Genomic DNA, 21,621 nt, shown 5'->3' with positions numbered 1-21,621 from the left:
GGCACACAATCTCAGTAAACAAAAAGTGTATTTATCAACTCCGCGTCATCTAACGATTTGCCTTTTCTTTGTGGTACTTTTTACTCAACAGTCTTTCGGGCAATCATCTTCGTACAGGCAATATTCCTTTAATAGCCAGGGAGGTGTTTGTTACTTTCAATACGTGATGTTTTCGCCTTCAAATAATTATTCGGCCACGAAACGACCTTATGTTTTTGTGATGGGCAATGCCGGTCAAAGTGCCTTAGAAGCATATGAGGCGGATTCCTTAAAAGACGTTCCGCGGTTTTACAACTATTTGTTTGTGTACGCACCCAATGTAGGAACAAGATCAAGCGAAAAGCTTGATTGTTTAAACGCTTTAGCCTCGCATGTAACCTGGAATTATACGTGTGGTAAGAAGAATGTCTTTCTTTCGATTTATGATCCGTCAGTTACGCCAGCCGATACAACTTCCAACAACCTTAAGGAATCATTTCATTCGATTCACTTAAATCAAGCACAGGACAACCTATCTTCTACCCCAACCCGGATAGAAGACGATTTCAAAGAAGACGTTAAGGCTTATGATCAGCTTGAAGGCAACGAAGATGAGAATCTCGGTACATTCTATTTTGAGGAAGATAAAAAGACTACCGAAGACGAAACCAGTCAGCACAATCCCTATGCAAATAAAACTTATTATGGTCCTCCGCAAAGCAAAGATTTTACACTTTCCGGATTGGTAAAAGATAAATCCACGGGCGAGGCTTTACCCTTTGCAACGATTCATCTCAGAGGCTCTACAAAAGCCATTTCAACAAATGCTGACGGCTATTTTACTCTTAGCAAAGTACCTACCGATACCAGTGTTTTAATTATATCTTATGTCGGCTACGCAAAAACAGAAGTATATCTCACGCCTTTCATCTCCAGGAAAAACCTGATCATCGAAGTGTCTTCAGCCGGAAATCAACTCAAAACTGTAACGATCGTTGCTGCGAGGGAAGAAGTTGTACTTGCAAAACAGGAAGAAGTAAGTGTGATAAAAATCACACCCAAAGAGCTTGAGAAATTACCCAACATAGGAGAAAAAGACGTTATGCGGTCTTTTCAGTTAATGCCCGGTGTTAGCGCGTCACAAGAATCTTCCTCCGGACTGTATGTCAGGGGGGGCACACCAGATCAAAATCTTGTACTCTATGATGGATTTACAGTATACCACGTTGATCATTTGTATGGCTTTTTCAGCGCTTTCAATGCAAATGCTGTAAAGGATGTTCAGCTCTATAAAGGAGGATTTGAATCGAAGTTTGGGGGGCGCTTATCAAGTGTTACTGAGATAACCGGAAAAGATGGTAACCAGAAGAAGATCAACATAGGTGGTGATTTAAGCTTATTAAGCGCCAATGTGTTTGCAGAGATTCCAATAGGAGATAAATTTTCTTCGGTTATCGCTTTTCGAAGGTCATACAAAGGGCCGATCTACAATAAATTAGTTGAAAAGTATAGTAAAAGCAGTTCTTCCGCTGCCACAACACAGCAAGGAACAGGTGGCCCAGGCGGTGGAAGGTTTTCACAAAACACTGTAGCTAAATCTTATTTTTATGATCTGAATGGTAAGTTTACTTACAGGCCAACCCAAAAGGACATTATTGCGCTGAGTATTTTTAACGGAACAGATAAATTCGACAATAGTGTCGACAATTCAAATCTGCCTTCTTTTGGTGGTGGGACTTCAAACTTTAGTTTCAGCTCAACCGATCTTACAAAATATGGAAATATTGGAACCAGTCTGAAATGGTCGCGTAAATGGGCGCCGCGCTTTTATGGAAACACACTTATAAGTTACTCCAATTTTTACAGTGACAGAGATCGTTCGCAGCAGCGTACAGTAACCGATGCAAGTGGTAACGAATCCACCACAAAAAATGGCATATTTGAAAATAACGATCTGAAAGACTACAGTCTTAAGTCCGACTATCAATGGGAGATGTTTGAAATGAGCCAGCTCCAGTTTGGCGTTTTTGGAACAAACTATGACATTAAATATACCTATGCTCAGAACGACACTTCAACCGTTCTTGACAAGAGTAATAAAACAATTTTAGCGGGCGGGTATGTACAGAACAAATTCAAATTACTTAAGAACAAATTGATTTTTGTTCCAGGTATTCGGGCAAGTTATTATGGCATCACCAAACAAAACTATTTTGAGCCAAGGGCATCTTTAAGTCTCAAACTAACCAAGCAGTTAACACTTAAAGGGGCTACAGGAAAATATTTCCAGTTCGCGAATCGTGTTACGCGAGAAGATATTCTTTCTGGGAATAAAGAGTTTTGGCTATTGTCGGACGGAAAAGACGTTCCGGTAAGTTCTTCCCTTCACTATATTGCCGGGTTATCTTTTGAAACAACACATCTGTTGTTCAGTGCAGAAGCATACTATAAAAAGATCCAGAATCTTACTGAATACTCTCTTCGCTTCAATAGCAGTCCTGCGGGGACAGATGTTGACGAGAATTTTTATACTGGTAACGGTTATGCCAGAGGAATAGAATTTTTAATGCAGAAAAAAACAGGAAAATTTAATGGCTGGGTGAGTTACACTTTAGGTGAAGCCAGGAATCATTTTAGTGTGTATGCTGATGGCTATTTTCCGGCTAACCAGGATGTCTCGCACGAATTTAAAATCGTAACACTTTATAAATGGAGACGGTGGGATTTTTCCGCCACCTGGGTCTATGCTACGGGACGGCCATACACGGCTCCTTCAGGGGCTTACAATGTTACTTTGCTCGATGGCAGTACTCAGGATTTCTTTACAGTTACAACAAAGAATGGTTTACGTTTACCGGAGTACCATCGTGCAGATATTTCAGCGAACTATAAACTTTTAAAGGGTTCGAAAGGTGACAAGAAGAGAAGAGAAGTTGGCTATCTTAGTTTTTCAATTTTCAATGTCTACAACCGCACCAATGTATGGTATAAAACCTATTCTATTGAAAGTGGATCGGTTATCGAGACAAATGTCAATTATACCAGTATAACACCAAACATAACTTTGTCCCTAAAACTAAGATGAGTAACACAAGAATAGAAATATTAATGTCGACATGCTTATTTATTCTCACTGCCTTCCTGCCCGCCTGTAAGAAAAAAGAAGTTTCCGAATTTACCGACTCACCCATTATCGACGGATATTTAAGGCCTAACGACTACCTAAGCGTTAAGATTAGTCGACAGATTCCGTTTTCATCGGATGTTAAGTATTCGTCTGACGATATAAATAACCTTTCTGTAATTATAACAGATAAAGATGCCCACATTTACTCCTTAAAACCTGTTGGCGACGGAAGATACGTTGATAGTACTACCGTTGTTACGGCTGGAAATAGTTACACCCTCTCTTTTACTTACAACAAAAAAGAAGTGCAGGCATATACCTACATTCCAGACGGACCGCAAAATGCGACTCAGTCTCTGACAGAGTTAACTATTGAGAAAAGAGATACTACAACACGCCCCACTCCTGGTGCAAGTATGCCAGATCCGGTTAAAATAAACTGGAGTAATCCTGATAATTCCTACTACCTGGTGCTGATAGAAAACACCGAAACAGACCCTGAGGCAATAACTGATTTTAGAAGTAATGCGCCTCCTGCAAGGATATTTCGTAAATCGCCTTCTAACTTTTCTTCCGAAGAAGTGCGCGCAATGGAATTTCAGTACTTTGGAAAGACAAGGATCATACTTTATCATGTTCTGCCAGATTATGCCACCTTATACGATCAAGGCAGTACCAGTTCACAAAACCTCACAAATCCTTCTACAAGTATCAAAAACGGCTATGGTATTTTTACAGGGCTTAATTCTGATACGCTTTGGGTAGATGTTAAGAAGAAATAGTTTATCCGCATTACCAGAATAAAAATTTTATTTATTAGCTATTGAAAAATACGCCACAATTTGATCCAAGACCAGCACAAATGAACTGGAAATTAAATCCGGCTTAAAGAATTGAGCTTTACTACTGTTTAATCGTCTGAGAGATTTCTCTTCTCTAATGGGATTAGAACCCTCGATGAAGTTCAATAACTTCAAAGTGCTTACTACAATAAAAAAAGGCTGCCTTTTTTTAAAGACAGCCTCTTCTTTTTTAAAATTTGTTTAAGAAAATCCCCCGCCACTTGTATTCGAAATAGGAAAGTTTGTATCGTCTAAAAAAAGATCTTTAGGTTTTACAGCAATTACAGGCACTTTACTTAAATGAATTACTTGTTGTGAGTAAGGGCCTAGAAAGAAACCGCTTAACTCCGCATCCTGGTCTGTCATAATCACTATAAGATCTGCGTTTACTTTTTCAGCATAGCTTACGGTAGCTGTAGCTCTGTTTTTCAGGTTGTTTAATAATTCAGATTGAAACGTTACACCTTGCTCTTCTGCTAATTTTTTAATTTGATTTAAAATCACTTCCATTCCGGCAAATTCGTTTTCTTCGTTGGTTCCTAATAGTCCAACTGCATATACTTTTGCTCCGAATTTTTTAGCCATTTCTAAAGTATAATTTACTTTCTGACGAGAGTTAACTGTAGCATCGATGGGCATAACAATATTTTTGTATCCCCTGTGAGCTGCAGCATCACTCATAGCCATGGTTGGACAAGGAGCTTTGGTAATAACTTTTAAAGCAACACTTCCAATAACTAATTCTTCCAAAGGAGAATATCCATGAGTTCCCATTACGATCAATGAAGCGCCAATTTCTCTTGCCACGTTTGTCACTTCCACACTTGGATTTCCCACCTTAATAATACACTGCGCGCTAACGCCGTGCTCAGCTTTAATCGTATTTACAAGATCATTTAATTTCGCCAATGCTTTTTTCTCCACATCACTATTGTCTTCAAGACTTACTATTGGTAAAAACATATTTTGCGACATGAACGGAGCATTTACCACATGCAGCAGATAAAGCTCTGAGCCTGCAGTTTGCGCCATGAAGGCCCCATGTTTAATAGCTAGTAGCGATGTCTCACTGAAATCAACAGGGATTAAAATTTTTGCAGAGTTAAAATGGATCATATGTTTTAATTTTGTTTTAAATATATAGATTTATTTTTTGTTTATTTAGTCTCACCTTTATTTTTGGATGCGTATTTAAAAATAAGTCCACCCGAAAGAAGCGCACCAGCATCATAACCTGCTTCAAAATTGAGGCCAAACCAGTAAAGAGGGTAATACCGCAGACCAAAAGTTAAAGCGAAAGTAGGAAGGAAATCCGAAGGATATATCTGATCAGCTAAAAGGACAGGGCTACCGGAATCGAGGGAATAATGCTGTTCTTTGTAAGAAATTCGCGTTACACCCAGGCCGAATCCTACATATGGATCTATCTTCTTATAATTTCCGAAATGCCTGTTCAGCCTTAAAGTCAATGCCTGAAAAGTAGCTTCTTCTTTGTTAGAAGCTGTATGCATTGACCCGTAATTTGCCATAACATGCTCTCTGTAAATATAAACCTCACTGGTGTTATATTTCCACAGGCCGATGCCCAGTCCCACCTCTACTTTTGAACTCCTGGCATAAAGGCATTTTAAACTTAAAACACCTGTATTAGAATAATTTTGGGTATAGTCGCCGTTGTAATAGACCGACAGTCTTTTCTGATAAAGTGTTTTTTGATAAAAGGCAGCCGCATTTGGCTGCCCATAATTCACATTAAAAAGAATATCTCCCTTTTTGAAAGACTGAGCTTTCATTTGGAAAATTAAACAAGAAAAAGTGGTAGCTAAAAGAATTTTGGGTAATGCTTTCATCTTCTGTTTTTATACTGCTAGTTTTTTGTAACGTGGTCTTTTCGGTTCAACATTGCCTAACCGTTTTTTACGGTTCTCTTCATATTCACTGTAACCGCCTTCAAAATAATAAACACTGCTATCGCCTTCAAAAGCCAGAATATGAGTGCATACACGGTCTAAGAACCATCTGTCGTGACTAATAATCACCGCGCAACCTGCAAAATTTTCGAGACCTTCTTCCAATGCACGGAGTGTGTTAACATCTAAATCATTGGTAGGCTCATCCAGTAACAAAACGTTCCCTTCTTCTTTTAATGCCATTGCTAAATGCAGACGGTTTCTTTCTCCACCAGAAAGCACACTTACCTTTTTACCCTGGTCGCTTCCGTTAAAATTGAAACGGGAGATATAAGCCCTTGAATTCATAGATTTTCCACCGAGCATTAAATTCTCTAGCCCGCCACTGATAACATCATACACCGTTTTTTCGGGTGCCAATTCTTTATGATTTTGATCAACGTAACTAATTTTTACGGTTGGACCCACCTTAAATTCTCCTGTATTCGGAGTTTCTTCGCCCATGATCATACGGAATAAAGTAGTTTTACCAGCACCGTTTGGCCCAATGATACCAACGATTCCCGCTGGCGGTAATTTAAAATTAAGATGTTCGTATAACAACCGGTTTCCAAAACCTTTAGACACTTCATTAGCATCAATTACCTCGTTACCAAGGCGCGGACCGTTAGGAATAAAAATCTCCAGGTTATCTTCCTTGCTCTTCACATCTTCACCCAACATTTTTTCGTAATTATTTAAACGGGCTTTTTGTTTCACGCCGCGTCCTTTAACACCTTGACGAATCCAATCTAACTCACGCGCTAAAGTTTTCTGGCGTTTGCTTTCTGTTTTTTCTTCTTGTTTTAAACGTGCTCCTTTTTGCTCTAACCAGCTGCTGTAGTTACCCTTCCATGGAATACCTTCTCCCCTATCCAATTCTAAAATCCATCCCGCTACATTATCTAAGAAATATCTATCGTGGGTTACGGCTATAATGGTTCCCTTGTATAATTGTAAATGTTGTTCTAACCAGTCAACACTCTCAGCATCCAGGTGATTGGTAGGCTCATCCAACAATAAAATATCAGGCTCTTGTAATAAAAGACGGCATAAAGCTACACGGCGACGCTCTCCGCCAGAAAGCACTTTTACCTGTGCGTCCGGCTCAGGACAACGTAAAGCGTCCATAGAACGCTCTAAACGGCTGTCCAGGTTCCAAAGATCATGTTGATCGATGAGTTCTTGTAATTGTGCCTGACGGTTGATCAACTTATCCATTTTATCCGGATCGTTCAGAATTTCTTCATCACCAAATTTGTTGTTAACCTCTTCGTATTCGTTAAGAATATCCACATATTTTTGAACACCTTCACGTACAATTTCAATAACGGTTTTACTTTCATCAAGCTTAGGCTCCTGCTCCAGCATTCCGATAGAATAGCCTGGCGATTGATGAATTTCTCCGATATAATCTTTATCCATACCAGCAATAATACGCAGTAAAGAAGATTTACCAGACCCGTTAAGACCCAGGACACCAATTTTGGCGCCATAATAAAATGAAATATAAATATCTTTTAAAACCTGTTTTTGGGGTGGATGTATCTTCGACACATTCACCATACTGAAAATGATCTGGCGTCCCTCTGGCGTTGCTGACATATTATTTAATTAGAATTTAGATTTGAGCCTTAAAGTTACGGATTGTTTAAGAAATATGAAATGTTTCTTACTTCGGGGTTTCTGATTCCTTGTTCGTGATTACCTAAAAACGCTTCACGGTTTATTGTTTTCGCGTCACATTCATTCTATTTTGTTTTGTATAAGTCATCAGTCGTCACTTTACTTTGAATAAAGCAGGCGGACTCCAAATAAAAACATAAATTCTATTAATTTAATTCATTGTTAAACAAAATTAAACTGTTATTATTGCGCCTCGTAACCCATTTCACTCACAAGCATGAAAAAAATTCTATTAGTTTTAATAAGCATGGTATGCTTTCAATCATTTGCGCAAAAAAAAGACAAAAGCGCTTCCTTTCCTGAGCCTGAGGGTTGGTGCAAGCTCGTTCAATTAAAGAACACCAATACCTGCTTCCTGGAATTTACAAAAAAGGAGGGTATTAAAGTTATGCTTTATGATTCTCTGCGCAAGAAAATTGGCTCAGGCAAACTTGCAACAAAGCTTATTGACGATAAATTAGGCTACCACATACTTAGTGGTATTTATGAGATAAATGGCGACGTTGTTATCTTCTTTGAAAAGGGAGAAGACAAAACTCCCATTATGATAAGGTTGATCGTAGATGGTAAAACTGGTAAATTAAAAGCTGAAGACAAAATAGCAGAACTGGAGAAGATGAGCATGAAAGATGGCTATGCTATTGCCTTTGGTGGTCTCGATATCCCAGACATCAGAATAGTTAAAGATCCAGAAAGTGACTATTACGCAATGATTAGATACAATACTTTAGCCGCTGAGACAAAAGATCGTATTGAGGTTTTTCACTTTAGCCCTGATCACAAAATAATAAATAAAGCAAATTATACCACACCAAATAATAAATACAAATACACCCGTTATCTGAACGCTTATGTCCACAAAGACGAGTATGTAATTCTGGGTACATACGCTTTTAATACAGATAAGTCAGGAGGCGACGAATCGCGCTTCTACATTTCTCAGCTATCTAAAGGAAAAACAACTTTTTTACAAAAGGAATTAGGTCTAACAGAATATTATAAGCATCCTACTTCAGAGTTTGTCTATAACAATGTAAAGGGAATAGTTCACATGATTATCATGCCAGGTGGAAAGTCAAGTGGAGAGGGAATAAATATTGTTTTTCAAAACTTTAAGCCGTCTACACTAGCTGTTGAAAAATCTTTTGTCCCGGATGCATCGAAAGTGAATGACTACTACAGAAATACTATTGGAAGTAAAGATGACTTCGCTGGGATGATTCAGGGAGCATTTGTTGACAAAAGCGGTAACTTGGTACTGATGTTCCAGGAGACTACTATAAAAATTGACAAGTTTGGCACCGTTACCGCAACATTTTTAGGAGATGTGGCTTTACTATCAATATCTGCAGAAGGCAAAACAATAAATGGCGCTGTATATCCTTTTTCATCAGTCGTAAGTGGTGATCATTCAATGTACAATTCAAACAAAATAAAGACGGGATTCAGACCTGCTTATAATTTTGATGACAAAGGTTTGGCAAGTGAGCAATACTACGGGATAGATTTTATTTCTACTGAAAATGCCAGTTATCTATTATTTAATAATATGCCGAAAAACATGGAAACGGATGATGTAAAAAGCATTAAAACGGTAAAGGCAATTAGCGGATCCACAGCGGTGAAATACATATATAAAGGCGATGCTATTAAAAAAGACTATCTTTTTAAAAAGCCCAAAGAAAAAGACGATGTTACTTTCTGTCTTTTTGGCTGCTCGTCTTATTATGCTCCACGCAAATCATACGCTACAATTTATACAGATCCAGAAACAGAGAAATCAAGTGTGGTTTGGATCAAATTAGATTAAAAATCAAAACAACATTCTCAACCGGCAATTTCTTGCCGGTTTTTTTTTTTTGAGGAACATAAGCGAAGCTTGCGAGGAAACCTGCCCTATTTTCTCTCTTTAAACATTTGCTTTGCGGTAAATTCTTCTACCTGCATCCTCAGCCATTTTAGTGCTTTTTCACGATCGGTAAAAAGTTTGGTTTTTACGTGGGGCTTGTTTATAGAAAGATAAATATTACCTATGATCTTCTGTTTTTGATTGTAAATGAGTATGGCTTTAGCTATATTTAATTCAGCCATTTCTTTAGATGCCAGAAGAGCGCGTGCTTCATCTGTAATTAAACTCTCTACTTTAGGATCTACCAGTAGCGCGTACTTTTTCCCTTCACATAAGCGAAGATTTAATTGTTTGATCATACGCACATCGTTGGGCTCCAGGGTAACTCCAGCAATCAAACTATTTTCAATAATAATGCCTTCCAGTTTGAAAGCTTCCGCTTTTTCTATGCTATATCTGTGTCCCACCATTTTTTACGGCTGCCTTCCTTCTAGCTAACCCACTCCTAAATTACAACAAATTTTAATTCGCTGAGATTTAAAGACCCATCTTCTGCAAGATTTAGAAGCAGTCCAAACAAGTAACCGAATGCCCCAGTAAAGTATTTTTTAATTTCAGATCATCCCGGCGAATGTAGAAACTAAAGCACATAAAACTGTATATTTAAAGCTCCGTTAAACTAAGGAAATGAATGTTCCGGTATGAGCAGTACTTACGCAATTAGCAAATCGTCCTTTATAAAATTTGAACAGTGTTCGAAAGCTTTTTTCTTTTATAAAAATCATCCTTATTTAAGAGATAAGCTAAGTGTTGACAAACAGCTTACTTTTAAAAGAGGCCACGACGTAGGGTATTTTGCCCAACAACTTTTTCCGGGAGGAATTGATGTTTCTAAAGAAGCAAAAGGTTCTACAGCAGGAGCAGAACTTACCAAAACACTGATTGAAAATAAAACAGAAGTAATTTACGAAGCTACTTTCATTTTTAACGGTGTGCTTATTATGGTGGATATTCTTACTTTTTTTGAAGGAAAGTATACTGCCTACGAAGTAAAAAGTTCTATGAAGATTTCAGAAACTTATTTAAAGGATGCGTATCTGCAATATTATATTCTTAAAAATTCATTAGAGAAGTTTGATGATCTTTTCCTGGTAACATTGAACCCTGACTACATTCGCGGGGAGAATCTTGACCCTAAAAAATTGTTTAGAAAACGAAGTGTAAAACTTAAGGCAGAGGAAAATTTCGCTTACTTCGAACATCAGATTAAAGCCGCACATAGCGTGCTGGAGCAAAATGTTATCCCTAATGTGTCTATTGGTAAACAGTGTTTTCGTCCTTACCAGTGCGATTATTTCGGCACTTGCTGGAAAGACACAGTTACTGAAAATAGTATTTTTAATCTTCCCTATATCGATAAAAACAAATTGTTTGAATGGTATAACGCAGGCATAAAAACTATTGAGCAGGTTACAGATGATTTGATTGAGAAACCTGCTGCTTTAAAAATTAAAAAGTCGTTTGTTAGCAATGAGTCTATTATAGACCGGGATAAGATACGCGAATTTTTACTAAGGATAAAAGAGCCCTGTATTTCTATGGACATGGAGATCTGGAGTTCGGCTATACCTCAACTACCGGGAACCAAACCTTTTGAACAAATTCCTTTTTTAGTTTGTTTTTATGATGGCAAGCAGGCCTCACACTTTTTTGCCGGGCATTCTGAGGATGAAAGGAAACTTTTCGCAGAACAACTGGTTAAACTTTCGAAAGACTACCCCACTGTTGTGGTGTTTGATAAAACAATGGAAGTAAGCGTTATAAATTCGCTTATCCACCGCTTTCCCGAATACGCCACCGAACTGGGTGAATTAAAAACCAAACTGGTAGACGTCTTTGAGATTTTTATCGAATTGGCTTACTATAATCCAGCCTTTAAAAGTAATTTTTCTTTAAAGGTGGTGTCGGCTATTCTATTAAAGGATATTGAATATACAACCATAACTTCGGGACTGGAAGCTATGAATTACTTTGAGCAATACCGTATGGCAGAAAATGAAGTGGAGAAAGAATTTTTAAAAACACAATTGATCAGCTATTGTGATACGGATACCATTGCTACCTTAAAGCTCGTTGATTTTTTGAGCACGCTCGCTAAATAGTCCATTTCATTCCTTTTCATTTTAGTTTGCTGAAAGTTTGTGGGCGATAAAGGCACAAAAAAAACCTTTAACTTTTGGTTAAAGGTTTTTAAAAGTTTCTGCTATTAATTAGTGTTTTTTTCCACCTTTGTGAGAAGCAGCAGCAACAGAATCAGCCATACGGATTGAATCTTGTTTCATTTTTTCAGCAGCTTCTTGAGCCATTTTCTCTTGCTCAGCTACTGCTGCAGCCATAGAATCTTGCTTAGCTTTTTCAACAGCAGCAATAGAATCTTGTTTTAGTTGCTCGGTTTTTTCCATTTCTTCTTTAGAAGGACCACAAGCTACAAATGCAGTTGTCATAGCAGCAACAGCAATGATTGATAATACTTTTTTCATTTTGTTTGAATTTTATTTTTTATAATTTGGGAGCAAAAATACATTTTTTTTAATTCAAAATGTAAAAAAACACAAAAAAGACAAGTTTTTTCTTAACATTTCAATTGTTAATCAATTTAGGTATCGGAATTAACCCTAATTTTAATGCCGCATGTATCAACTATTAAAGGCTTTCCTTTTTCGTTTAGCGCCTGAAAAAGCGCATCACCTCACGTTTTCACTTCTAAAATTTCCAACTTTTAGCTCCATTGGCGGTCTTTTTTTTAAGAAAGAACACCCTTCGTTAAAAAGAACAGTGTTTGGATTAAACTTTAAAAATCCGGTGGGTTTAGCTGCCGGACTCGATAAAGACGCCATAGCATTTAACGAATTAGGAGATCTGGGCTTTGGTTTTATTGAAATAGGAACCGTTACTCCTAAACCTCAACCGGGCAATGATCAACCACGCCTGTTCCGTCTTCCAAAAAACGAAGCGCTGATTAACCGCATGGGTTTTAATAACCACGGTGTTGTGGATGCGGCAAAGAGACTAAAAAATCGAAAAGACAAAAGTCTGATCATTGGTGGTAACATTGGTAAAAACAAAATTACGCCTAACGAAAATGCGGTAGATGACTATATTATAGGATTTAACGAATTATTTGATGTGGTAGACTATTTTGTGGTAAATGTTTCTTCACCAAATACACCAAACTTAAGAGATCTACAGGAAAAAGAACCCTTAACCAAACTACTGAATACCTTACAAGAACTAAATAGTAAAAAAAACACACCGAAACCTATTCTCCTAAAAATCGCTCCCGATCTAACAAATACGCAGCTAGACGATATTATTGATATTGTAAAGCAGACAAAGATAGCGGGAATCATTGCTACCAATACTACTATAAGCCGCGATGGATTAAGCTACGATTCTTCAGAAATTGAAAAAATTGGAATGGGAGGCTTAAGTGGAAAACCTTTAACGAAAAGAAGCACAGAAGTAATTCGTTACTTAAAACAGAAATCAAACAATGCTTTTCCAGTGATTGGTGTTGGAGGAATTCACAATGCAGACGACGCTTTGGAGAAAATAGACGCCGGCGCAGATCTTATTCAACTTTACACAGGCTTTATTTATTATGGTCCGCAGTTAATAAAAGACATCAACAAAAAATTAATAAAAAACTGATATGATCCATATCACCGAGTGCCCCCGCGATGCCATGCAAGGCATCAAACAGCAGATTCCAACCCACTTGAAAGCTGAATATATAAACCAGTTATTAAAGGTTGGATTTAAAACCATTGATTTTGGAAGTTTTGTTTCTCCAAAAGCAATTCCCCAACTGCAGGATACAGCAGAGGTTCTTAAACAACTCGATCTTGCAACCACCAAAAGCAAGCTTCTTGCTATTATAGCAAACGCCCGCGGTGCGCAAGATGCCTGTAATTTTGACGAGATTGCTTATTTAGGATTTCCTTTTTCCATTTCTGAGACTTTTCAGCAACGCAATACCAATTCTTCTATTACAGAATCACTGGCGCGTGTGGAAGAAATTCAAAGTCTTTGCCAAAAACATAATAAAAAATTATTGGTTTATATTTCTATGGCCTTCGGAAATCCATACGGCGATGCCTGGAATCCGGAAATTGCAATCGAATGGTCAAGAAAATTAACTAGTCTTGGCATTAATGACATTGCCTTGGCAGATACCACTGGCTCTTCGACTCCTGAAAGTATCAAGCAGCTTTTTTCTACACTTTTACCTGAACTTAAAAACGTCACTTTGGGTGCTCACCTCCACTCAACCCAAAATAAATCTCAGGAAAAGATCCGCGCTGCATACGAAAGCGGTTGTCGTAACTTTGATGTGGCTATTCATGGTTTTGGTGGTTGTCCGATGGCGGCCGATGATTTAACAGGAAATATTGCAACGGAGGAACTTGAAAATTATTCTATCATAAATAAGATAGATCTTAGTCTGGACAAAGACGCGCTTAACAAAGCCTACGAAATGAGCTGGAAAGTTTTTAACGCTTATCATTAAGCCGGTATTTACATGAAATTTTGCTGTAGTATAATCCCATTTCTTGTGTTAATACTGACTTCGAATGCACAGACTCCGAATTTTAAAAGCATAGATAATTATACGAACCTTATAAGTGAAAAATACAAGAGTAATGCCCTCAAAGAAAAACAGCTGGAAGGCAAACGTACTCCAGGAGGAACTGTTACCGGGTATTACATGAAAAACAAATTGGTGCTGATTACTACACACAGCGCCGACGAATTTGCTTACAATGATTATTTCTATTACATAGAGGCTGATTCTTTATTATTTGTGCGTGCAAAACACATTGTAATGAAAGAGCCTGTGAATGAAAAAGAATACGCCGAATACGAAAAATACCTGCTATTTAATACCGATCATAAAGGAAATACGGATGTAAATAAATGGCCCCTAATTACGGACCTCAGTAATGAATATTACATCGATAATAACCAGATAATCAGGTACGATCTTAAAAACTCCGGAAAAGCCTTAAAGGCCGCAGATGGTGAAATCGAAGGTATAAGTAAAGATCTTATCACCCGCTTCACATCCCATATGCAGGAGTTAAAATAGATGTGGATCGTTGAATTTTACGGTCGAATTTTTAAATCCTCAAATTAAAACATACTTTAGTAAGATGATTAGCAGATTCTTTGTTTTTAATTTCTTGGTACTCCAGGTTCTTGTTGTATCAGCGCAGAAAGAATTCGATAAGTATGGTCCTATGGGAAGCCAGGTATACACCGACTTGAAAGAAGCATTAAAAGTTCAAAAAAAGGTTTATAAGATGGATTTAAGTTACCAAAAACTTGAACTCAAAGTTTATGATAAACTCGCGGCTTTAACCGATCTTCAGGCACTTAAATTAAGCGGAAACGAAGTAACAACTTATCCAAGGAATTTTGAATCTCTGTTTAATCTTCTGTATTTTGCCTCTTACAACAATAAGTTAAGCACTTTCCCACCAACGAAAGGCCTTTACAACTTGGCCTATCTTGATCTACAGCACACTACTATCGATAGTATTCCCGCACAAATTGCCTACTTAAGCAAGCTTCAAAGCTTTAAATTTGGAAACACCGATGATACTTTAAAACTTCCAACGACTTTTAAATTTTTGAAAAAACTGCAGGATGTTTCTATTGAAAACTGCATTATGGACAGCTTACCTAAGCAACTCTTTGCCCTCTCGTCCTTAAACTATCTTAATATTTCAAACACTAATACACATTACCTAAGCAAACACTTTGAACGCCTTCCAAATCTTGAAGTTTTAATTGTTGAAAACAATCCACTTAAAACTGTCCCGTTTGACATTTATAAATCTCCAAAACTGCGCCTTATTTCTTTACGGGGTAATAAACTCACCAAGCTGCCTTCTACCATTTCTCAGCTCGAAAATTTAATGCTGCTTGATTTAAGAGGTAATCCTATTGATGCGGAAGAAATAGAGATTATAAGAGCAATGCTTCCAGGGTGTGAGGTTAAATTTTAAAATCAGACTTATTCCGGGGAGTTTTAGAGTTCGATATTCCCTTTATCAGTTCAATCTTCTCTTTCAGGTAAGTTTTTCTTATAAAGCTTAAGTGCGGATTTTTTAACTCTGTTTTTAAAGAATTTGAAAGGCTATTGAGCAGTTCCTGTTTACGATTCAATTCTTCATGCATGCTACGGGTGATTTTGAGCTATCAAAAGCATTTACGTCAACAAAATAAGTATAGATGTTAAATACTCAGAGAATTGACAAAAAGAAAACTCCTAATTAAATAAATGAGATTTTCACTATACCTTAAGACGTTGGCCGATTCTTAATTTTGAAGTTGGTTTTAATCCGTTTTTACGACACAACATCTTAACAGAAGTTCCACTTTTTCTGGCAATGGCTCCTAAAGTATCTCCAGATCTAACTTTATAAGTGCCACCTTTCACTGGATATTTCTTGCCGCCTTTTTTACGGGCCATTAAATCACTCTTGTGACGGTTGTGAAGAGCGCGTAAATCGTATTTGTTTTCTACATCAGATTTTCTGAGAACAAAACTGTTCGATTTTAACTCTCCTTTTTCGTAATCAATAAAATCCTGAGTATCTAAAGCTTGTCCTAGATAACGGAATTCAAAATGAAGGTGACTTCCCGTTGAATGGCCGGTATTTCCGCCAAGACCTAAGAGATCGCCCGCTGAAATTTTCTGACCAGACTCTACTAGTATTTTTGATAAGTGGGCATATACAGTTTCAAGCCCATTTCTATGGCGAACAATCACGCAGTTTCCATAACCATGGTAAGCTTTTGCCACACGCACCATTCCATCAAAGCATGAAACTACCGTGTCTCCCGTTTCCAGGTCTATATCCGTACCATAATGAGGTCTGTATTTTCTCCATCCAAATAAACTGGTAAGTCCACCTTTAAAAGGCATTTTAAAACAATTGTCTTCGCCCTGAGTTAAATAAATAGTTACGCTGTCTTCTTTAAAAGCCTGGTTAAAATTATAGGGGTGGGCAGTCATTGTATCCCAACTTGTGTACAAGTCATGGCTCGGGAATAAGATTTGATTGGTATCAGGAGTTTCTTCGTCTCCGATTTCAGCAACAAGGTTTTCCTGGTTGATAACCATTTTGGTGGTATCTTCCCGTTTAGCTTTGCTCTTCTTGTCATCACCCGGCTTGTTCCTGTCATCCGGGAAATAAGATCTGGATGCATTTAGATTAGCAAATGCAATGCAAGTAATTGATAATATGTAAATTAACTTTTTCAATTTCTGAAGAGTTGCAAAGATTGGATTTTTAGTAAAAAATGCAAACGATATTTCGCAAGAACGACCTAAAGTTATTAACATTTGGGAAATATTTTACATATTTTGGTGATTTTCGGGTAAATTTTAACAATTATGGATTTAATTTCCCAAAATGATACGTCCTTCTAGATTATTATTTTTGAATGTTTTGCTTTTTCTGAGCTCCAACACTGGTTTGAAGGCCCAATCAGTATTAGTAAAGGGTAGTGCTAAGCGCATTACACTTAACCGGGAAATTAAAGTTGTATCCGGCGAAATACATGCTATTAAAGGAATTAGAGACTTAGTCATAAAGTTTGACTACACTTCTAAAAGAGTATGCAGTTTTCCAAACGATCAAGCTTTTGTAGATCACATAAAAAGGAGTTATTCCGAAAAAAAGGGGCGTGCCCTGATTGATGAGTGGAATACCTTACCAAGAAAGCAACTGGAAAATAAGTTCACTGAAATTTTTAATAAAAATGCTGCAGATATTGGACTTTTTGCGCAGGCAGATTCCACCCACCCCTTGCCCTTTTTACTTATTAGAATACTTCACGAAGACCCTCATTTTCACACTGGTGTCGACGGCATGCCTCCAAATATTACACTGGAGTGTACTTTTTTTGACAAAGAAGGCGAGTTTTTATTGAGGTATACCCTAACATCTTATGGATCGAAACAAAAAGTTTTGATGAAGCGTTTCGAGGAATGCTATGAAATTGCCGGTAAAATGCTGGCCAGAGATTTAACAATGCGGATGCTCAAATACGACGAGCAAAATTTTAAAAAAGACTAGCATGTTGGGTATGTTTGAGAATTCTTTTATCTAGTTTTGATCGAGTTCGAGTTCATTTGAAAATAAACCCAATAAACCTCAGGTATGCACAAATTCTTTCGCTACTGCGTAACATTTTTAATTCTCTGTTTTGTCCATATTGAATACGCATCCGCGAAAACGGTGTAAATTGGGTCAACTGGGTTTCGTAGAGGTTTGTGCGTGTTAAAATTCAAAGTCAGGAAGATGTCAAACTGATTGCAGGATGTAGAAACGCATTGTATTCCTTAAATAAAGTAAATATCCGCTAAAGAGCCTCACCATCATACAGCTGGCTGGAGCAGCCCCCGGTATATTGTCATTGAATGTTCCTTTTATAACGAAATGGCCCAGGAACTAACCGTATTTGAACTAAAAGCGATTGGGTCGCCAAAGGGCGATAATGAAGAGGGTTTGCGCGATTGCTATGCTATTGCTGGTACACTACTATCCAAAGAACTTTATAAAAGAATGAACTAAGTCTGGTTGGTTCTTCTAAAATTCGAAAACCGAAAGCTTTTCGGGATTACTTACTTTCAAACTTTTTTTCTGACCCTGCACTTCCAGGTGCATGATGTTGGTCTGATCTTTTATATGATCGTAAAGCACTGTATTCTCTATTTCAATTTTCTTAGGGAATGAGCAATTTTTTAGTTCTATATATAACCAGATAGCTTCCTGCTCGTTTTCAAAACCCAGGAGATTGAACGATTTTAGTTGTCCGTTGATTTTAAGAAGAAGGTGTTTTTTAAGGTAGTCCTCCAGCAGTTTTTGAATTTTAAGTGTGTCTCTAGGGTTTATAAGATCAATAGTTTGTCCATGAGCCTTCTTTAAAGCGCCTTCAAGATCGTTAATAAAAACCTTAACGCTACCCTGCAGTGCTTTCTCAGCTCTATTGTATTTAAGATCGGTAACACTCAAATAAAAAGGGTGACTGAATGAAAAAAATAAAATAAGTAGGGCGCTAAAACAAATTATCTTTTTCATTTACCAGGAACTGTTTACTTTGCGAAAAATTTCAGCTAATATAATGAATGAATTCGGCTTATGGTTTATGATGGGAATGGAACACATTCTTAGTCTGGGAGCTTATGACCACATTCTGTTTGTTGTTTTATTAGTTTTAGCTTCGTCACTAAAAGAGTGGAAAACGCTATTGATACTTGTTACAGCATTTACCCTAGGTCACTCTATATCACTTGTTCTAAGTGTTAACGATTACATTACAGTCAACAGTCCTTTAATTGAGTGGATGATTGCTCTCACCATTCTCCTGTCGGCGGTATACCAGGTTATAAATTTCAAAAAAGCAGAGCACTCCAAAAAAAGCTTTCTTTATATCATAATCACGCTTTTTGGGTTAGTACATGGATTAGGATTTTCTATACTTTTGAAAGATCTGCTGGGACATGAAGAAAATGTTATTCTGCCACTGCTCTATTTTAACCTGGGAATAGAGTTTGGTCAGATTATAATTGTAGGGATTGTTTTAGTATTTTCGCTCCTTTTGATTAAAATAGTTAAATGGCCTTTTCATTTTTACAAACTTATACTAACATGCTGCATCACTTTAATTGCCTTGAAAATAAGCGTAGAACGCTTTCTGGAACTTTTGCAATCGCACTCATAAGCCTGGCTTCCGCGCAAAACATTCAAAACAATCCTCAGTCCAATCACGGTAATAAATTTGAACAGTTAGGAGGTATTCTTCCAACACCGAATGAATTCAGATCGGCCTCGGGCGCTCCGGGAGCTAAGTACTGGCAGCAACGTGCCGATTATGACATCGATGTAAGACTGGATGAAAAAAATCTAACAGTTATAGCAACCGAAACGGTTACTTATCATAATAATGCCCCTGAAAATCTAACCTACCTTTGGTTGCAGCTTGACGAAAATCAGCACGACCCAAATAATGAAGTAAATTATTTCGATGAAAATAAAATTAGCGATCCTGTCACCCAAAACTCTTTAAAGTCTTTGGACACTAAAAACAGCCTCGCTGGTTTGGGTGATAAAATTGATGGGGTTACTGACGGTTTAGGCAAAGCGTTAAAATACACCATTAATGGAACGATGATGCGTATTGATCTTCCAAAGGCCCTGGCTTCAAAAGCTACTTTTAAGTTTGTTGTAAAATGGCATTATAAAATGATCAATCGCATTGAGTCTGGTGGTCGTGGTGGTTATGAGTACTTCCCTGAAGATGGCAATCATTTGTTTACAATGACGCAATGGTATCCACGCATGTGTGTTTACAGTGACTTCCAGGGATGGCAGAATAAACAGTTTACAGGTAGAGGAGAGTTCGCATTAGCTTTTGGAAACTTCAAGGTAAAAATGACAGTTCCGGCTGACCACCTGGTTTGTTCAACAGGGGAATGTCAAAACTACGCGCAAGTCTTAAGTCCTGCACAACTTACGCGCTGGAACCAGGCAAAAAGTGCAAATGAGCCTGTGGAAATTCAACTGTTGGAAGATGCAAAAGCGGCAGAAAAAAATAAATCTGGCGCCACTAAAACGTGGATCTTTAAAGCAGACAGTGTTCGCGATTTTGCATGGGGAAGTTCGCGTAAATATTGCTGGGACGCCATGGCTGTGCAGTGCGAAGGGAAAAAAGTAATGTGTATGAGTTTTTATGGAAAAGAAGCTTACGGACTCTACCGTAAATATTCCACTAAAGTTGTAGCGCATACCATTAAGACTTACTCGAAATTTACCATTCCTTACCCCTACCCGGTTGCACAAAGTATTGAAGCTGCCAACGGAATGGAATATCCTATGATCTGCTTTAACTTCGGGAGAACTGAAAAAGACGGCACTTATACAGAAGGAAGCAAGAACGGAATGATCCTTGTAATTATTCATGAAGTTGGCCACAACTTTTTTCCCATGATTATTAATAGCGACGAACGTCAATGGAGTTGGATGGATGAGGGTTTAAATACCTTTGTACAATATCTTACAGAGCGGGAATTCGACGCTAATTATCCTTCTCAACGTGGTCCTGCTTATAAAATGATTGATTATATGCGATTGCCTAAAAATCAGTTAGAACCTATTATGACCAATAGTGAAAATATTATGAATTTTGGCGCAAATGCTTACGGAAAACCTGCAACAGCCTTAAACATCTTACGCGAAACAGTCATGGGTCGTGACTTGTTTGATTTTGCTTTCAAACAATACTGTAACCGTTGGGCCTTTAAACACCCTGAACCGGCAGATTTTTTCAGAACCATGGAAGATGCCAGCGCGGTTGACCTTGACTGGTTCTGGAGAGGCTGGTTTTTTGATATTGAACCCGTTGATATTTCTGTAGACACCGTTAAAGCTTACACTTTGCAAAGAGGTGCCAAAGTAGCTTTGAAAATGGACACTATGTATACCTATCCCAAACCAAAAGAATACGAATACATTACAACCATTCGTAATCGCGAAGCAGGAATAGTTTCATTAGTGGACAAAGACACAACCCTTCGCGACTTCTATTATCATTACAAAGGTGAGCCAACCGTCATAAAAGAACTAAAAAACAAAAACGATTTCATGGAAGAAATGCCTGATAGCTCTTTCTCAAAATACGACGGAAAATATATTTACGAAATAAAGTTCTCCAACAAAGGCGGCTTGGTGAGCCCGATCATTATCCAGTTTAATTATACAGATGGCAGCAGTGAAATTGAAAGGATTGGCGCGTATATCTGGCGTAAAAATGAAAAAGAGGTGACTAAAACATTTATGAAGTCTAAGAAAGTAGCTTCCATAAGAATTGATCCTTACAGAGAAACTGCCGACATTAATGAAAGAGATAATGCCTGGAACATAAAAACTGAACCGGGAAAATTTGAAGTATTTAAAGCTAAAAGCGCAGCGGCACGAGGTCAAAGCGCCGGAGAAAATCCAATGCAGAAAGCTAGAAAAAAATAATCTAGTGGTATAAAATTAAGGCTCCTTTATAAGGAGCTTTTTTTTTGAAATACTGTTTTTTTTGAAATACTATTTTATTGCCGGGCAGGGA

At 37.7% G+C, this 21,621-nt stretch carries 19 protein-coding genes; 11 read left to right on the top strand and 8 right to left on the bottom strand.

The window, feature by feature from the left end:
• Positions 1 to 166: 166 nt before the first annotated feature.
• Complete coding sequence (locus tag CNR22_21325; GenBank protein ID PBQ34203.1) at positions 167 to 3,064, top strand: TonB-dependent receptor; 2,898 nt, start codon at positions 167 to 169, stop codon at positions 3,062 to 3,064.
• Positions 3,061 to 3,888 (top strand): hypothetical protein, encoded by an 828-nt coding sequence (locus CNR22_21320; protein ID PBQ34202.1) that lies wholly within the window; start codon positions 3,061 to 3,063, stop codon positions 3,886 to 3,888. Before CNR22_21325 ends, CNR22_21320 begins: the two co-directional genes overlap by 4 nt.
• Before the next feature lie 261 nt (positions 3,889 to 4,149).
• On the opposite strand, the gene CNR22_21315 is transcribed toward CNR22_21320, so the two are convergent.
• The 3 genes from CNR22_21315 to CNR22_21305 form a co-directional block, all read right to left on the bottom strand.
• The gene (locus tag CNR22_21315; GenBank protein PBQ34201.1) at positions 4,150 to 5,064 is read right to left on the bottom strand and encodes a hypothetical protein; all 915 of its coding nucleotides are present in this window, start codon (positions 5,062 to 5,064) and stop codon (positions 4,150 to 4,152) included.
• A 41-nt stretch (positions 5,065 to 5,105) separates the two neighbouring features.
• Entirely contained in the window at positions 5,106 to 5,741 is a 636-nt protein-coding gene (locus CNR22_21310) for a hypothetical protein (protein ID PBQ34200.1), read from the bottom strand.
• 66 nt (positions 5,742 to 5,807) lie between these two features.
• Complete coding sequence (locus CNR22_21305) at positions 5,808 to 7,502, bottom strand: energy-dependent translational throttle protein EttA (GenBank protein ID PBQ34199.1); 1,695 nt, start codon at positions 7,500 to 7,502, stop codon at positions 5,808 to 5,810.
• Between the two features lie 328 nt (positions 7,503 to 7,830).
• Between CNR22_21305 and CNR22_21300 the strand changes: the two genes are divergently transcribed.
• Positions 7,831 to 9,393 (top strand): hypothetical protein, encoded by a 1,563-nt coding sequence (locus tag CNR22_21300; protein ID PBQ34198.1) that lies wholly within the window; start codon positions 7,831 to 7,833, stop codon positions 9,391 to 9,393.
• Positions 9,394 to 9,479: 86 nt separating this feature from the next.
• On the opposite strand, the gene CNR22_21295 is transcribed toward CNR22_21300, so the two are convergent.
• Positions 9,480 to 9,902 (bottom strand): hypothetical protein, encoded by a 423-nt coding sequence (locus CNR22_21295; GenBank protein ID PBQ34197.1) that lies wholly within the window; start codon positions 9,900 to 9,902, stop codon positions 9,480 to 9,482.
• 231 nt (positions 9,903 to 10,133) lie between these two features.
• On the opposite strand from CNR22_21295, the gene CNR22_21290 reads away from it, so the two are divergent.
• Entirely contained in the window at positions 10,134 to 11,594 is a 1,461-nt protein-coding gene (locus tag CNR22_21290) for a hypothetical protein (GenBank protein PBQ34196.1), read from the top strand.
• A 108-nt stretch (positions 11,595 to 11,702) separates the two neighbouring features.
• Here the strand turns inward: CNR22_21290 and CNR22_21285 are convergent, their stop codons facing one another.
• Positions 11,703 to 11,972, bottom strand: coding sequence for a hypothetical protein (locus CNR22_21285; GenBank protein PBQ34195.1), 270 nt, complete (start codon positions 11,970 to 11,972; stop codon positions 11,703 to 11,705).
• 151 nt (positions 11,973 to 12,123) lie between these two features.
• On the opposite strand from CNR22_21285, the gene CNR22_21280 reads away from it, so the two are divergent.
• The 4 genes from CNR22_21280 to CNR22_21265 all read left to right on the top strand — a co-directional run bounded on the left by CNR22_21280 (position 12,124) and on the right by CNR22_21265 (position 15,503).
• Positions 12,124 to 13,143, top strand: coding sequence for a dihydroorotate dehydrogenase (quinone) (locus CNR22_21280; GenBank protein ID PBQ34194.1), 1,020 nt, complete (start codon positions 12,124 to 12,126; stop codon positions 13,141 to 13,143).
• A gap of 1 nt (position 13,144) precedes the next feature.
• Positions 13,145 to 14,002, top strand: coding sequence for a hydroxymethylglutaryl-CoA lyase (locus tag CNR22_21275; GenBank protein ID PBQ34193.1), 858 nt, complete (start codon positions 13,145 to 13,147; stop codon positions 14,000 to 14,002).
• Positions 14,003 to 14,047: 45 nt separating this feature from the next.
• Complete coding sequence (locus CNR22_21270) at positions 14,048 to 14,581, top strand: hypothetical protein (GenBank protein ID PBQ34192.1); 534 nt, start codon at positions 14,048 to 14,050, stop codon at positions 14,579 to 14,581.
• 64 nt (positions 14,582 to 14,645) lie between these two features.
• Positions 14,646 to 15,503: a hypothetical protein gene (locus CNR22_21265; protein PBQ34191.1), complete on the top strand. Its 858-nt coding sequence runs from the start codon at positions 14,646 to 14,648 to the stop codon at positions 15,501 to 15,503.
• Here CNR22_21265 and CNR22_21260 read toward each other — a convergent pair.
• Both CNR22_21260 and CNR22_21255 read right to left on the bottom strand, forming a co-directional pair.
• Positions 15,493 to 15,675: a hypothetical protein gene (locus CNR22_21260; GenBank protein ID PBQ34190.1), complete on the bottom strand. Its 183-nt coding sequence runs from the start codon at positions 15,673 to 15,675 to the stop codon at positions 15,493 to 15,495. The genes CNR22_21265 and CNR22_21260 overlap by 11 nt on opposite strands.
• A 115-nt stretch (positions 15,676 to 15,790) precedes the next feature.
• Positions 15,791 to 16,846 (bottom strand): hypothetical protein, encoded by a 1,056-nt coding sequence (locus CNR22_21255; GenBank protein ID PBQ34189.1) that lies wholly within the window; start codon positions 16,844 to 16,846, stop codon positions 15,791 to 15,793.
• Between the two features lie 70 nt (positions 16,847 to 16,916).
• Here CNR22_21255 and CNR22_21250 point away from each other — a divergent pair, with 70 nt between their 5' ends.
• A complete protein-coding gene (locus CNR22_21250) occupies positions 16,917 to 17,582 on the top strand; it encodes a hypothetical protein (GenBank protein ID PBQ34188.1) in 666 nt (221 codons plus the stop codon).
• Positions 17,583 to 18,095: 513 nt separating this feature from the next.
• On the opposite strand, the gene CNR22_21245 is transcribed toward CNR22_21250, so the two are convergent.
• Positions 18,096 to 18,587 carry a hypothetical protein gene (locus CNR22_21245; GenBank protein PBQ34187.1) on the bottom strand — a complete coding sequence of 164 codons (492 nt, stop codon included), beginning with the start codon at positions 18,585 to 18,587 and terminating at the stop codon, positions 18,096 to 18,098.
• A gap of 43 nt (positions 18,588 to 18,630) precedes the next feature.
• Here CNR22_21245 and CNR22_21240 point away from each other — a divergent pair, with 43 nt between their 5' ends.
• Both CNR22_21240 and CNR22_21235 read left to right on the top strand, forming a co-directional pair.
• On the top strand, positions 18,631 to 19,230 hold the full coding sequence (locus CNR22_21240; protein PBQ34186.1) for a HupE / UreJ protein: 600 nt from the start codon (positions 18,631 to 18,633) through the stop codon (positions 19,228 to 19,230).
• Positions 19,218 to 21,530: an aminopeptidase gene (locus tag CNR22_21235; protein PBQ34973.1), complete on the top strand. Its 2,313-nt coding sequence runs from the start codon at positions 19,218 to 19,220 to the stop codon at positions 21,528 to 21,530. Before CNR22_21240 ends, CNR22_21235 begins: the two co-directional genes overlap by 13 nt.
• The last annotated feature ends 91 nt before the right edge of the window (positions 21,531 to 21,621 follow it).

The organism is Sphingobacteriaceae bacterium (genome assembly GCA_002319075.1).
Classification (GTDB): domain Bacteria; phylum Bacteroidota; class Bacteroidia; order B-17B0; family Aurantibacillaceae; genus Aurantibacillus.
This window is presented reverse-complemented; position numbering and strand designations above follow the sequence as displayed.